This window comes from Pseudomonas sp. P5_B3, assembly GCF_056400405.1.
Window position 1 is genome coordinate 1 of sequence record NZ_JBFULI010000052.1, and the last position, 13,051, is coordinate 13,051.

Sequence of the window (13,051 nt, forward strand, 5' to 3'; positions counted from 1 at the left end):
TAAACTTGGCTCAGCAATCGTTGGTTACATCTTTGATTTCTCGCGGAGTAACTTGTGATGCTGATAATCTGTTGACTAGCAGTCTGACTCCACAAGCACCCACACGAATTGCTTGATTCAGTTGTTAAAGAGCGGTTGGTTAAGAGCTTTCGTCTCAACCGAGGCGCGCATTCTACAGCAGCCTCATTTGCTGTCAAGTGGTATTTTTCAGAAGTTTTCCAAGTTTCCTTTTCAACTTCAACCACTTGCGCTTCAGATCTCTCGTCAGCGGGAGGCGAATTCTACAGCGTTACACGCTGCTGTCAACACCTCTTTTTTCAACTCCCTTTCGACTTCGATGAACTGAAGCAACCTGCTGTCGAAAACTGCGTAACTCATTGTTTACCAAGGAGTTTTCCGTTTCGACTGCGCCGGAAGTGGGGCGAATTATAGAGATCTAAAATCTGCCGTCAAGCACTGATTCAGGTTTCTATCGATATGTGCAAAAACACTGCTTATATATGGACGCGCCTGCGGGGAATGCGCAGTATATTGCCCAACACAAATAGAAATACCCTTGATTCCTATATTTCGGACGATGCCACGCAATGAATGATCAGCCTCGCAGCCTAGCCTCTACTCTGTTCTCGGTTGGGCTGCTGCTCATAGCCATGGCGTCGATCCAGTCCGGAGCCTCCCTGGCCAAAAGCATGTTCTCCGTTGTTGGCCCTCAGGGGACGACAACATTACGACTGATTTTTGCCAGCGTGATCATGATGCTGATACTGCGTCCATGGCGGGCAAAACTCACCGCAAGATCCCTGCGCACCGTCATCGTCTACGGGATGGCGCTGGGCGGCATGAACTTCCTCTTCTATATGTCATTGCAAACCGTCCCGCTGGGTATCGCGGTGGCTCTTGAATTCACCGGCCCACTGGCCGTGGCGATCTACGCCTCGCGTCGCGCTATCGATTTTTTGTGGATCGCCCTGGCTGCCGTCGGCTTGCTGTTACTGATACCAACGGGAGAAACGACCGCAGGAATCGATCTGGTAGGCGCCGGTTATGCCTTGGGTGCGGGGGTCTGCTGGGCACTGTACATTCTGTTTGGCCAAAAGGCCGGGGCCGACAATGGCGTGCAAACCGCCGCGCTGGGGGTGATGATCGCTGCGCTATTCGTAGCCCCCATCGGCATTGTCCATGCCGGTTCCGCTCTGCTGACCCCGTCATTGATCCCCGTAGCCCTCGGCGTCGCCGTCTTGTCCACTGCCCTCCCCTACACCCTGGAGATGGTCGCGCTTACCCGCATGCCGGCCAGAACCTTCGGCACACTGATGAGTATCGAGCCTGCCTTCGGCGCGCTATCTGGCTTGCTGTTCCTTCATGAATACCTCTCGCTGTCACAATGGTTGGCAATCATGTGCATCATTCTGGCATCCGTCGGCGCAACCATGACCATGAGCGCTGCCGCCAGACCAGCAGTAGCGGCAGATTGAGAACGGATATGACACGGGTCTGGTATTTGCCGCCCAATTAGGCCATGTTTAGCCCCGCAACCCAGAGTCATACCACGGATAATTTCAGGTAGGGATATCGGTAGGCGTCTAGCGAAAGCGAATGCAGCCAGACCCGGGCACAAGATCCGGGGACGCTATAAGGACAGTAATGAAACGATTTTTGATATTGATCGCCGTACTTGCAATTGCGGGCTGCGCAGCGACCTCGGAAACACAGATCAAGCACGGTAGGAAAGGGCTACACATCAACTGTTCCGGACTGTCTTCATCCTGGGACAAGTGCTACGCCAGCGCCGCCAACTCCTGCGCACCCAAGGGTTACAAGGTCATAGCCAAGTCGGGAGATGCCGTGGAAGAGCCCGGCGATTATCCGTTTGGCCTCAACCCTGCGGGTTATACCAGCCGCAGCATGATTGTCATCTGCAAATAGGCAGGGCCGTCGCGTCAGGTTCTCGGACTTGCGATCTGACGGCCAATTTCCTCGTAGCTGGACTTCAGCACTGTGCGCTGGATATCCGGGCTAGCCAACATACGCGCTACGACCAGCGCGCCAATACATTGCGACAGAATAGCCCACGCCTGGCTGTCGCTTTGCAAAACACCCGCCCAGCTTTCCTGAAGCCGACAAATCCAGTGCTCTGCCTGTTGACGGACTGTCAGGTCGGAACGGGCAATTTCCGCCCCCAATGCCGGTAATGCACAACCGGTTTCCGGATTCTCGACGTGAGACATGCTCAGGTACTGTTTCAAGCAGCGCTCAAGCTTGTCACGGTCCTGCCCTTCCCCCAGTCGCGCCAGACTTTGACCCAACTCACGTTCAACAATGGTTGCGAACAACTCGTCTTTCGACGAGAAGTGGCTGTAGAAAGCACCGCCACTCAAGCCAATCGCCTTCATCAAGCCGTCCACGCCCACCGTCGAAAATCCGGACTTCTTGGCCGATACCGCACTGCTTTCCAGCAGCCTTTGCCTGGTTTCCAGCTTGTGACTGGCCGAATAACGCATCGCTCTTCCCCTTGAATTGCTCACCTTGACGCCTGTCGAATCATAGCATAACGTTCGTTTAGTTAACGATCGTTTACCAAAAGGGATCTACCCATGAATAACAAGAAGGTCGTACTGGTCGTCGGTGCAGGTGATGCCACGGGCGGCGCCATTGCCAAGCGTTTTGCCCAGGAGGGTTTTGTCGCCTGCGTCACCCGCCGTAGTGCGGACAAGCTCCAGCCACTGGTGGATGCCATCAAGGCCGATGGTGGCGAGGCACACGGTTTTGCCTGCGATGCCCGCAAGGAAGACGATGTGGTGGCACTGGTCGAGCAGATCGAAAGCGAGATCGGCCCCATCGAGGCATTCGTGTTCAACATCGGCGCCAATGTGCCGTGCAGCATTCTCGAAGAAACCGCCCGCAAGTATTTCAAGATCTGGGAAATGGCCTGTTTCTCGGGGTTTCTCAACGCCCGGGAAGTGGCCATACGCATGGCCAAGCGCCAGCGGGGCACAATCCTGTTCACCGGTGCCACTGCAGGCCTGCGTGGCGCAGCCGGGTTCGCCGCATTTGCCGGTGCCAAGCACGGCATTCGTGCACTGGCGCAAAGCATGGCCCGAGAGCTCGGCCCCATGAATATTCACGTTGCCCATGTCGTCGTCGACGGCGCCATCGATACCGACTTCATCCGTGAAAGCTTCCCGGAAAAATATGCCACCAAAGATCAGGATGGCATCCTCGATCCCGAGCATATCGCCGAAAATTACTGGTACCTGCACAGCCAGCCCCGCGATGCCTGGACCTTCGAGCTGGACCTTCGCCCCTGGAGCGAACGCTGGTAAGCCCTCCCCTACAACAATAAGCAGAGCGCACCGACCATGAGCAAAACCGTGGAATTCCTTTTTGACCTGGGCAGCCCCACCACTTACCTGGCGTATACCCAGCTACCGGCAATCTGTGAGCAAACCGACAGCCAACTGATCTACATCCCGATCCTGCTCGGCGGTGTGTTCAAGGCCACCGGCAACGCCTCCCCGGCGACCATTCCGGCCAAGGGCCGCCACATGATTCAGGACCTCGACCGTTACGCCCGGCGCTACGGAGTGCCACTGAAGTTCAATCCGCATTTCCCGATCAACACCCTGATGCTGATGCGTGCAGTGACCGGCATTCAGTTGCACCATCCCGAGCGTTTTGTCGCCTTCATTGACTGCCTGTTCAACGCCCTGTGGGTCGATGGCCGCAACCTCAATGACCCGGCAACCGTGGCCGCGGTGCTGAGCGACAACGGTTTCGATCCCAATGAGGTGYTGGCACTGACCGCCGACGAAACAGTCAAGGCAACGCTCAAGGACAACACAGAGAAAGCGGTGCAGCGCGGCGTATTCGGCGTACCAAGCATGTTTGTCGATAACCAGTTGCACTTCGGCCAGGATCGACTGGACTTCGTACTCGAGGCCCTGAGTTAAATCTCGACCACCAACCGCCCCTTTGCCGCTCCTGACAAGAGCAGTACATGGGCGGCTTCTGCCGATTCCAGCGTGAACGAGTGCGGGTCAAGCAATGGCAAGATCTTGCCAGCTTCAATCAACTGCGCCGCCTCGTGCAGAATCTCGCCGTGATGCTCACGCCCCTTGCCGGTCAGGAGCGGCAGTAAAGTGAAGACACCGGAGTAAGTCGCCCCGCGAAAGGAAAGCGGTGCCAGGCTGTGCTGCCCCCACCCCAGGCAACTAAGCACATGACCGTGATACATCCGTGCCGCCTTGAATGACGCATCCAGCGTTTCACCCCCCACTGTGTCATAGACAATGTCGAAGCCCTCACCGGCCGTATGCTCAGCCACATAGTCTTCAACCGAAGACTTGCGGTAATCGATAAACGTCGCGCCGAACCCTTCGATGATCGATTGTTGCCCGGCCGAGCCCGTGGCAAAAACCTTGGCGCCAAAAGCGCGGGCGATTTGCACGGCGACATGGCCGACGCCACCGGCGCCGCCATGAATCAATACCGTCTGCCCGGATCGAACGCGCGCCCGGTCCACCAGGCCTTCCCAAGCCGTAATCAGCACCAGCGGCAATCCGGCAGCCTCGCGCATGCTCAAATTGTGCGGCTTGCGAGCCAACAGTCGCGCATCGACCGTCGCGTATTCGGCCAACGAACCTTGAATACCGCCAATACCGGTGGCCATGGCGTACACCTCGTCCCCCGGCAACCAGCCACTGACGCCCTCCCCCAACGCCGCTACGGTTCCCGCCAGATCCATCCCCACTATCGCCGGCAATGGTTGAGCCGCATGGGTCGCCTGCCCGGAGCGGATTTTGCCGTCCAGCGGATTGACACCACTGGCCTYGATCCTGACCAGTACCTGCCCCGCCTGCGGCACGGGCCGTGCCATGGAAACCAAACGTAACGGCGCATTGGCCGAATCGACCATCAGAGCGCGCATATTCAGTGAGTCAGTCATTTCGCCATGTCCCATCAGTAGTGAATGCAGGACTGATTTTGTCTTGCTCAATTCATGCCGATAAGACGCCATGTCGCTATAGTGATCATTCCATTACGGCATCAATTGGCGACCCCATGGACAAACTCAATGCAATGGCGATTTTCGTGCGGGTGGTCGAACGAGGCAGTTTTTCCGCCGTTGCCCGGGAGTTGCAGACCAGCCAGCCGACCATCAGCAAAGTGTTGCAAGCACTGGAAACCCGATTGGGCGGAAAGCTGATTGCCCGCAGTACCCGCAAGTTATCCCTGACGGACGAAGGTCAGCGGTACTACAACGAATGCCGACTCATCCTCGCCGCCGTGGATGCGGCGGAACATAGCTTTCAATCCGGTCGGGAAAGGGTCGCCGGACCGTTGAAAATCGGCTCGTCGGTCAGTTTCGGACGCTTGCAGATCGCCCCTCGCTTGCCGGACTTTCTCAAACACTACCCTGACGTACAGATTGACTTGCAATTGAGCGATCAGAATCAGGATCTGGTCAGCGAAGGGCTGGACGTGACTTTCAGGATCGGAGCCCTGAACGACAGTGGCCTGATCGCTCGCCTTGTCGGCACGACCCACCGGGCAACCGTCGCCTCACCTGACTACCTCAGGCAAAACGGCCAGCCGCAAACGCCAGAGGAACTGGGCAGGCACAACTGCCTGATGTTCAACCTGCTGAGCAGTCAAAGCCTGTGGGTGTACACAAAAGATGCCCAACGTCATGAAGTGTGGATCAAGGGCAATGCACAGAGCAACAATTCCGAGGCGATCCGCGAACTGGTGCTGGGGGGATTGGGAATTGCGCTGTCACCGGTGTGGTTGTTCAGCGAAGACCTGAATGCTGGCCGGGTGGTCGCGATTCTGCAGGATTACAGCACGCTGTCGCTGCCGATACATGCCGTTTCCCCGGCGAATCGTCGGCAATCCGCCAGGGTCAAAGCCTTTGTCGACTTTATGGCTCAGGCGCTGGATAACGCGCCTGAGCTACACAGGAACCAATAGCTGCGCCGATCAGATAGCCGCAGTGCGAGTGTTCAGCCACTCAAGTGCAGCACCCTCGACCAACGGACTCAGGCGCTCGCGCACTTCGGCGTGGTAGGCGTTGAACCACTGTTTTTCCTCGTCCGACAGCAGCGAGGTTTCCAGGCAGCGCGTATCGATCGGGCACAGGGTCAGCGTTTCGAACTTGAGGAACTCGCCGAATTCGCTTTTGCCTGCCTCACGGTTCATCGCCAGGTTTTCGATCCGTACACCCCAACGGCCCGGACGATAGGTGCCCGGCTCAATGGACGTGATCATGCCGGGTTGCATCGCGGTTTGCGGTGCAGGCGCGGCCTGATAAGCGATGACTTGCGGACCTTCGTGGACGTTCAGGAAGTAGCCGACGCCATGACCGGTGCCGTGACCGTAGTCGACACTTTCCGCCCAGATGGGCGCACGGGCGATGGCATCGAGCAGCGGCGACAGGATGCCTTTCGGGAACTGCGCGCGGGACAAGGCGATCACGCCCTTGAGCACGCGGGTGCAATCGCGCTTTTGCTCATCGGTCGGTGTGCCCACCGCCACCATCCGCGTGATGTCGGTAGTCCCGCCCAGGTACTGGCCGCCGGAGTCGATCAGCAGCAGGCCATCCCCTTCGATCACCGCGTGTTCTTCTTCGGTGGCATGGTAGTGCGGCATCGCGCCATTGGCGTTGAACGCGGCGATGGTGTTGAAACTCAGAGACACATAATCCGGACGGCGCTCACGGGCGGCGGTGAGTTTTTCGTCGATGGTCAGTTCGGTGATGCGCTCGCGGCCCAGTGCCGAGTCCAGCCAGGCGAAGAATTCGCACAGCGCTGCGCCGTCCTGTTCCATGGCCTGACGGATGTGTTCGGCATCGGCCAGGCTTTTTTGCGATTTGGCCAGGGTGGTCGGGTTCAGGCCTTCGATCAGTTTCACCCCGCTGTCGAGGTTGTCCAGCAACCCCGCCGTGACCCGCGCCGGGTCGACTTGCAGGCTCGCGCCACTCGGTACGGCACGCAGTGCGGCGGCGACTTCGCTGTAATCGCGCAAGGTCACGCCGTCCTGTTCGAGGATGGCGCGCAACTCGGCGCTGACTTTGCTCAAGGCGACAAACAGCGTGGCCTGTTGCTGATTGATCAAGGCGAAAGAAACAAACACCGGGTTGAACGACACGTCGCCGCCACGCAGGTTGAACAGCCAGGCGATGTCATCCAGGGTGGCGATGAAATGCCAGTCGGCACCCCGCGCCTGAAGGGTTTCACGCAGTTTGGCGAGTTTTTCGCCACGGCTGACGGTCGCCTGTGGTGGCAAGTGCTGGTAGATCGGTTCGTTCGGCAGGCCTGGTCGGTCGTTCCAGACTCCGCTCAGCAGGTCGATGTCGGTGCGCAGACGGGCGCCACGTTCTTCAAGCTTGCTGCCCAGGGTCCGTGCCGAAGCCACGGCCATGACCGCGCCATCGACCGCGACAACGCCACCCTCGGGGGTTTGCTCGGCCAGCCATTCCAGCGGTCCGGGTTGACCCGGTTGCAGCTTGACCAGGTCAATGCCGCTGCCCTTGAGCTCCTTGGTCGCCTGCTCCCAGTAACGGCTGTCGGCCCAGACTCCGGCAAAATCCGGGGTCACGATCAGGGTACCGACCGAACCATGGAAACCCGACAACCACTGACGCCCCTGCCAGTAGCCCGGCAGGTATTCGGACAGGTGCGGGTCAGCCGACGGCACCAGCAAGGCGTGAATGCCCTCCCGGCTCATCAGTTCGCGGGTTTGCGCCAGGCGCTGAGGCACCGAGCCATTGATCGACAGCTGCGTATTCATCGTGTCTCCTGCTAACCACTTCATCATTATTGTTGGGTGCCGATCAGCGCCGGCGCTTCGTCGCCTTATTGCCAGAATGCCGGAGCACTGGCGCAGGCTGCCTTGATCAGTTGAACCGCCTGGTCGATGTCCTGCTCGGTGGTGAAACGCCCGAGGCTCAAGCGGATGGTGCGACTGGCCGAGCGGGCATCATGCCCCAGGGCCAGCAGTACATGAGATGGGGTATTGCTCGCGGAATTGCAGGCCGAGGTCGCGGAAAACGCGATCGAGGCCAGCAACGCCGCCGGGTTGAACTCACCTTCGTCGAAGGTCAGGCTCAGGGTATGGGGAATGCGCCGGGTCGGGCTGCCGTTGAGACGCACGCCGGGAATGCTCTGCAATTGCTCGAGCAAGCGTTCACGCAAACGCACAATAGTGGCTTTCTCTTCATCGAACGCAGCCGCCGCCAGTGCAAAGGCCGCGCCCATGGCCACGATCTGATGGGTCGCCAGCGTGCCGGAACGCAAACCGCCCTCATGCCCGCCGCCATGGATCTGTGCCTGCAAACGCTGTTGTGCACGCGGACCGACGTACAACGCACCAATGCCTTTGGGGCCATAGAGCTTGTGCGCGGAAAACGACATCAGGTCCACCGGCCACTGCCCGAGATCGATCGCCACTTTGCCTGCGCCCTGTGCGGCGTCGACATGGAACAACGCCCCGCGATCACGCACGACCTGACCGATGGCGGGAATGTCGTTGAGGGTGCCCAGTTCGTTGTTGACCAGCATCAGTGACACCAGGAAGGTGTCTTCGCGCATGGCTTCGCTTACCGCTTGCGCCGTGATCAGGCCCTCGGCGTCCGGTACCAGATAAGTCACCGCGACACCGGCATCCTGCAGTTGCTTCGCAGTATCGAGAATGGCTTTGTGTTCGATCTGGCTGGTGATGATATGGCCGCCGCCAATGCCGCGGGCCTGAGCCACGCCTTTGAGCGCGAGGTTGTTGGATTCGGTGGCGCCTGAGGTCCAGACAATCTGCTCGGGCGTCGCGCCGACCAGTTCGGCGACCTGGCGTCGCGCCTGCTCCACCGATTGCCGGGCCTGCTGGCCGAATGCGTGGGAGCTGGAGGCCGGGTTGCCGAAATTACCGGTAAAGCCCAGACACTCGACCATCACCTTGATGACCCGCTCATCCACCGGCGTGGTGGCGGCGTAATCGAAATACAACGGACGTTTATTCATAAAAGACTCGCAGAGCGTGTTCCGGGATCAGGAAGCTCGTGACTGCAAACGGCAAAGCGCAGCCTTGTGAGCTGCGCGCTGTTTTCAGAACGCTACCAATACCTGATCGGATGCCGTTAAAGAAGAACTACTTCATTTAAAAGTGCGTAGGAACGCTCCTGAAAAGTCAGCTTAACAGGCATCGGGCAAGCGGTTGAAGCAATGCGTCAGCTAAAGCTTTCAAGCAACAGCGGATACAGCGAACCCACGAGCAGCGCGGCCATGCCCCAATTGAACAGGCGCAGCCAGCGGCGATCCTGCAGAACGTTGCGCAACAGTGTGCCGCAAGCGGCCCAGACACCGACGCTCGGCAGGTTGATGATGGCAAAAACCGCCGCAATCACGATCACATTGGTGAAGTAACCCTGCATCGGCGTGTAGGTGCTGATGGCGCCAATGGCCATGATCCAGGCTTTGGGATTGACCCACTGGAACGCGGCGGCGCCCAGATAACTGATCGGTTTCGCCTCGCCCTGCTGGCTCTCCGAGATTGGCCCGGAATGGGCGATTTTCCACGCCAGATACAGCAAATACGCCGCCCCCACATAACGCAGTACGGTGTAGAGCAAAGGATAAGTCTGGAACACCGCGCCAAGGCCGAAACCAACCGCCACCACGAGTACAAAGAAGCCACAAGTGATGCCGAGCATGTGCGGAATCGTGCGGTTGAAGCCGAAGTTCACCCCGGATGCCAGCAACATGGTGTTGTTCGGGCCGGGTGTGATTGAAGTAACGAGAGCAAACAGGGCGAAGCCCAGCAGCAGGTCGAGAGAGAGCGTCATGGGTGGCAGTCCGTCAGGGTCAGTCAGGTGTTGACCCTATCGCACACCCAGGGCGAAACCCATGGACAGTTACGCGAAACTTGGAGCAGTACAGTTTCGCCTCAGCTTGGACGACCGTGAAGCTGTACAGATCGCCCGGCGTTCATTTCACCCTGGTTGTCGAAGTTGAACGACTTTTGCGGCTGGCCGAGCAGCTCGGCTTTTTTCGCGTGGTATTCGTCGAAGGACAGACCACGGCGGTTCAGCGCTTCCAGCGCCAGTTCCTTGCTTTCTTCAGCGGTGTAAGGGCGAAGCTCGGGGGAGACATGGCTGGCACATCCGGCGAGTACGGAGATGGCGAGCATCAGCATCGTTGCGATCATCGGTTTCATTTTGGCGTCCTGGCGACTGGGTTCGAGGCAATGAACACAGGCTACCCGCGCCTCCCGGGCAGCAGAAATCAACGCTTTCAATAGTGGCTATCAAGAAATGGCGATCATTGTCGATGCGCTGGGAGAACCCGGGCCGGGGGCGCATTGGCTGGAGCCGACTTGATGGCATTTATATGGCGCTGCTGCTCGTCGGGCACTCGGTGAGGCGAAAGAGGCTGACCTATATTTATTCGGCCGAATAACGGCGCAGGTACTTTTTATTCACACTACAAGAACAGGGAGATCCATCATGAGCGTCAAACCCATTCCAGAGGGGTATCACAGCATCACCCCCTACCTGGGCATCAACAAAGCCGCCGAAGCCATCGCTTTCTACAAAAAAGCCTTCGGCGCCATTGAGGTCATGCGCCTGAACATGCCCGATGGCGGTGTCGGCCACGCCGAACTGCGCATCGGCGATTGCCCGATCATGCTGGGCACACCGTGCGATCAAGGGCCGCTGAGCAACCCGGACAATTCGCCGTCCGTGGGTCTGCATTTGTACGTGACGGATGTCGACAAGTCCTACAAACAGGCGATCGATGCCGGCGCAACCGTTGTATCGGAGGTCAAGGATCAGTTTTACGGCGACCGTTCAGGGACCTTGAAGGATCCCTATGGGCACCTGTGGTTCCTGGCCACGCGCAAGGAAGACCTGACCCAGGAGCAGGTCGAGCATCGGGCGAAGGAGATGTTTGCCCAGGGTTGAAATCCTTGGTGTTGGTGCGGGCCTCTTCGCGAGCAGGCTCGCTCCCACGGGTTTTGTGGTGTTTTCAGATGGATTGCAACGGCATCGTCAGTTCAACCCGCAAGCCGTCTGGCTGGCTATCGAAATGCAGCGTGCAACCGCAACGCTGAACGATGGCCTGGACAATCGCCAGCCCCAGACCACAACCGGTACTCTGGCCGTTGCGCCAGAAGCGCTGGGTGAGATGTTGCAAATCTTCCTCGGCAATCCCCGGCCCATGGTCGCGCACCACGAACTGCACACGATTGCCGCTGGTTTCCAGCCTCAATTCCACCACTTTGTCGGCGGGGGTATGGCGCAGTGCGTTGTCGAGCAAGTTACGCAGCGCGGCAATCGACAGCACGGCGGGCATTTGTACCGGCGCGGCGGAGACCTTGCCCGGTACCTGAAACCTGATGCGCTGGCGATCGCCGCTCGCCGCGTCCTGGATCGCCAGTTTCGCCACTTGCTCGGCGTTGCATTGCACACCGTCGTCAAACGACAGACTGCCCTCGACGCGCGCCAGCAACAGCAATTGTTCGAGGGTCCGGTGCATGCGGTCGGCGCCCTCTTCGGCCCGGGCCAGGGACTGGTCCCGGGCGCTGCCGTCAGTCATGCGCGCCACTTGCAGGTGGGTCTTGATCGCGGTCAGCGGGCTGCGCAGTTCGTGGGCCGCGTCTCCGGTCAGGCGACGTTCGCGCTCGATGGTCTTGCCGATGCGCTGGAGCAACTGGTTCTGGGTTTCCAGAAGGGGTTGCAACTCGCTGGGCAACGGCTGGATCTGCAAGGGTTCGAGGGAGTCGGCGCTGCGGCGCATCAAGGCGTCGCGCATGCGGTTGAGCGGCGCCAGCCCCTGGCCGATGCCCAGCCAGAGCAGGCACAGGCACCCGAGCAGGGCCACGCCCACCGGCACCGACGCGGCCAGCAGGATCGACATGTTCAACGCTTCGCGCTCGATCTGCCGGTCGGCGGTGGTGATGCGCAGATCGCCCCGGGCCAATGTGAAACTGCGCCACGGCGCGCCGTCGATCATCTGATCGTGAAAACCGAGTTTCTCTGCCTCCAGGGCCTGCTGCGGCTCGGTGTGACTGCGAGCGAGGATTTCACCGCGCAACGAGCTGACCTGGCAGGCCATGCCACCCGGAATGTTCAGCTGTTCGGCACTGAAGTGGGTGCCCTCGCCCTTGCTCGGCACGGGCGGCAGTTGCTCCATCAGGCCGGCGACCATGCGCGCCGACGCGACCAGGCGCTGGTCGAGGGAAAACATCATTTGATTGCGCAAATCGCTGAGCATCCAGGCCGCGGCCAAGGCCCAGATCAAGGCAAATGCGGCGCCGAGCGTCAGGCTCAGGCGCAAACGCAGACTCATCACTTCGATTCTTCTCCGCCATCAGCCGGCCCCAGGCGATAGCCCAGGCCGCGCACCGTCTCGACAATACCGTTGCCGAGTTTGCGCCGCAGGTGATGGATATGGACGTTAAGGGCGTTGCTTTCCAGTTCGTCGTTGAAACCGTAGACGCTGTCCTTGAGTTGCTCGGTGGACAGTACCCGGCCACGGTTATGCAGCAAGGCTTGCAGCAATGACTGCTCGCGACGCGACAGGTCCACCGGTTGGCCCGCGAGCATGGTTTCGCGGCTGCTCGGGTCGTAGGTCAGGGCTCCGTGTTCGATCAGGTTGACGCTGCGTCCCGCCACTCGCCGCAACAGCGTATGCAGGCGTGCAGCCAACTCACGCAGGTCGAACGGTTTGAGCAGGTAATCATCAGCGCCGGCTTGCAGGCCATCGACGCGGTCGGTGACCGAGTCCCGGGCGGTGAGGATCAGCACCGGCAACTCCAGGCCCTGATGACGCAATTGCTGCAGTAGCTTGAGGCCATCTTCGTCCGGCAACCCGAGGTCGAGCACCATGACATCGAACTCCGCCACCTTGAGCATCGCCCGGGCAGCGGACGCCGTAGCGACGTGTTCCACGGTCAGGCCCTGGGCGGTCAGACCGGCGACGATACCGCTGGCGATCAGTTCATCGTCTTCGCAAACCAGTACGTGCATGGGGAGCCTCGTAGAAATAAAGCCTATCAAGCC

General features: G+C 59.5%; 14 protein-coding genes. 6 read left to right on the forward strand and 8 right to left on the reverse strand.

Going from position 1 to position 13,051, the window contains the following annotated elements; translation table 11 throughout:
- Positions 1-587 precede the first annotated feature (587 nt).
- Entirely contained in the window at positions 588-1,475 is an 888-nt protein-coding gene (gene rhtA, locus AC1DRN_RS24235) for a threonine/homoserine exporter RhtA (RefSeq protein WP_223463478.1), read from the forward strand.
- A 169-nt stretch (positions 1,476-1,644) separates the two neighbouring features.
- Complete coding sequence (locus AC1DRN_RS24240) at positions 1,645-1,926, forward strand: hypothetical protein (RefSeq protein WP_223463477.1); 282 nt, start codon at positions 1,645-1,647, stop codon at positions 1,924-1,926.
- A gap of 14 nt (positions 1,927-1,940) precedes the next feature.
- On the opposite strand, the gene AC1DRN_RS24245 is transcribed toward AC1DRN_RS24240, so the two are convergent.
- Complete coding sequence (locus AC1DRN_RS24245; RefSeq protein ID WP_223463476.1) at positions 1,941-2,501, reverse strand: TetR/AcrR family transcriptional regulator; 561 nt, start codon at positions 2,499-2,501, stop codon at positions 1,941-1,943.
- 93 nt (positions 2,502-2,594) lie between these two features.
- Between AC1DRN_RS24245 and AC1DRN_RS24250 the strand changes: the two genes are divergently transcribed.
- Together AC1DRN_RS24250 and AC1DRN_RS24255 are read left to right on the forward strand one after the other, a co-directional pair.
- Positions 2,595-3,323 (forward strand): SDR family oxidoreductase, encoded by a 729-nt coding sequence (locus AC1DRN_RS24250; protein WP_223463475.1) that lies wholly within the window; start codon positions 2,595-2,597, stop codon positions 3,321-3,323.
- Positions 3,324-3,359: 36 nt separating this feature from the next.
- Positions 3,360-3,950: a 2-hydroxychromene-2-carboxylate isomerase gene (locus AC1DRN_RS24255; RefSeq protein ID WP_223463474.1), complete on the forward strand. Its 591-nt coding sequence runs from the start codon at positions 3,360-3,362 to the stop codon at positions 3,948-3,950.
- Here AC1DRN_RS24255 and AC1DRN_RS24260 read toward each other — a convergent pair.
- Positions 3,947-4,945: a zinc-dependent alcohol dehydrogenase family protein gene (locus AC1DRN_RS24260; RefSeq protein WP_477786822.1), complete on the reverse strand. Its 999-nt coding sequence runs from the start codon at positions 4,943-4,945 to the stop codon at positions 3,947-3,949. The two genes, AC1DRN_RS24255 and AC1DRN_RS24260, sit on opposite strands and share 4 nt — an antisense overlap.
- A gap of 116 nt (positions 4,946-5,061) precedes the next feature.
- On the opposite strand from AC1DRN_RS24260, the gene AC1DRN_RS24265 reads away from it, so the two are divergent.
- Entirely contained in the window at positions 5,062-5,970 is a 909-nt protein-coding gene (locus tag AC1DRN_RS24265) for a LysR family transcriptional regulator (RefSeq protein ID WP_223463472.1), read from the forward strand.
- 9 nt (positions 5,971-5,979) lie between these two features.
- On the opposite strand, the gene AC1DRN_RS24270 is transcribed toward AC1DRN_RS24265, so the two are convergent.
- The 4 genes from AC1DRN_RS24270 to AC1DRN_RS24285 all read right to left on the reverse strand — a co-directional run bounded on the left by AC1DRN_RS24270 (position 5,980) and on the right by AC1DRN_RS24285 (position 10,203).
- Entirely contained in the window at positions 5,980-7,788 is a 1,809-nt protein-coding gene (locus tag AC1DRN_RS24270) for an aminopeptidase P family protein (RefSeq protein WP_223463471.1), read from the reverse strand.
- A 65-nt stretch (positions 7,789-7,853) separates the two neighbouring features.
- Positions 7,854-9,011, reverse strand: coding sequence for a cysteine desulfurase family protein (locus AC1DRN_RS24275; protein WP_223463470.1), 1,158 nt, complete (start codon positions 9,009-9,011; stop codon positions 7,854-7,856).
- 206 nt (positions 9,012-9,217) lie between these two features.
- Positions 9,218-9,832 (reverse strand): LysE family translocator, encoded by a 615-nt coding sequence (locus AC1DRN_RS24280; protein ID WP_223463469.1) that lies wholly within the window; start codon positions 9,830-9,832, stop codon positions 9,218-9,220.
- A 101-nt stretch (positions 9,833-9,933) separates the two neighbouring features.
- Positions 9,934-10,203, reverse strand: coding sequence for a hypothetical protein (locus AC1DRN_RS24285; protein ID WP_223463468.1), 270 nt, complete (start codon positions 10,201-10,203; stop codon positions 9,934-9,936).
- A gap of 289 nt (positions 10,204-10,492) precedes the next feature.
- On the opposite strand from AC1DRN_RS24285, the gene AC1DRN_RS24290 reads away from it, so the two are divergent.
- Entirely contained in the window at positions 10,493-10,951 is a 459-nt protein-coding gene (locus AC1DRN_RS24290) for a VOC family protein (protein ID WP_223463467.1), read from the forward strand.
- A gap of 64 nt (positions 10,952-11,015) precedes the next feature.
- Here AC1DRN_RS24290 and AC1DRN_RS24295 read toward each other — a convergent pair whose 3' ends face one another.
- The gene (locus AC1DRN_RS24295) at positions 11,016-12,341 is read right to left on the reverse strand and encodes an ATP-binding protein (protein WP_223463466.1); all 1,326 of its coding nucleotides are present in this window, start codon (positions 12,339-12,341) and stop codon (positions 11,016-11,018) included.
- On the reverse strand, positions 12,338-13,018 hold the full coding sequence (locus AC1DRN_RS24300) for a response regulator (protein WP_223463465.1): 681 nt from the start codon (positions 13,016-13,018) through the stop codon (positions 12,338-12,340). Before AC1DRN_RS24300 ends, AC1DRN_RS24295 begins: the two co-directional genes overlap by 4 nt.
- Positions 13,019-13,051: the final 33 nt, after the last annotated feature.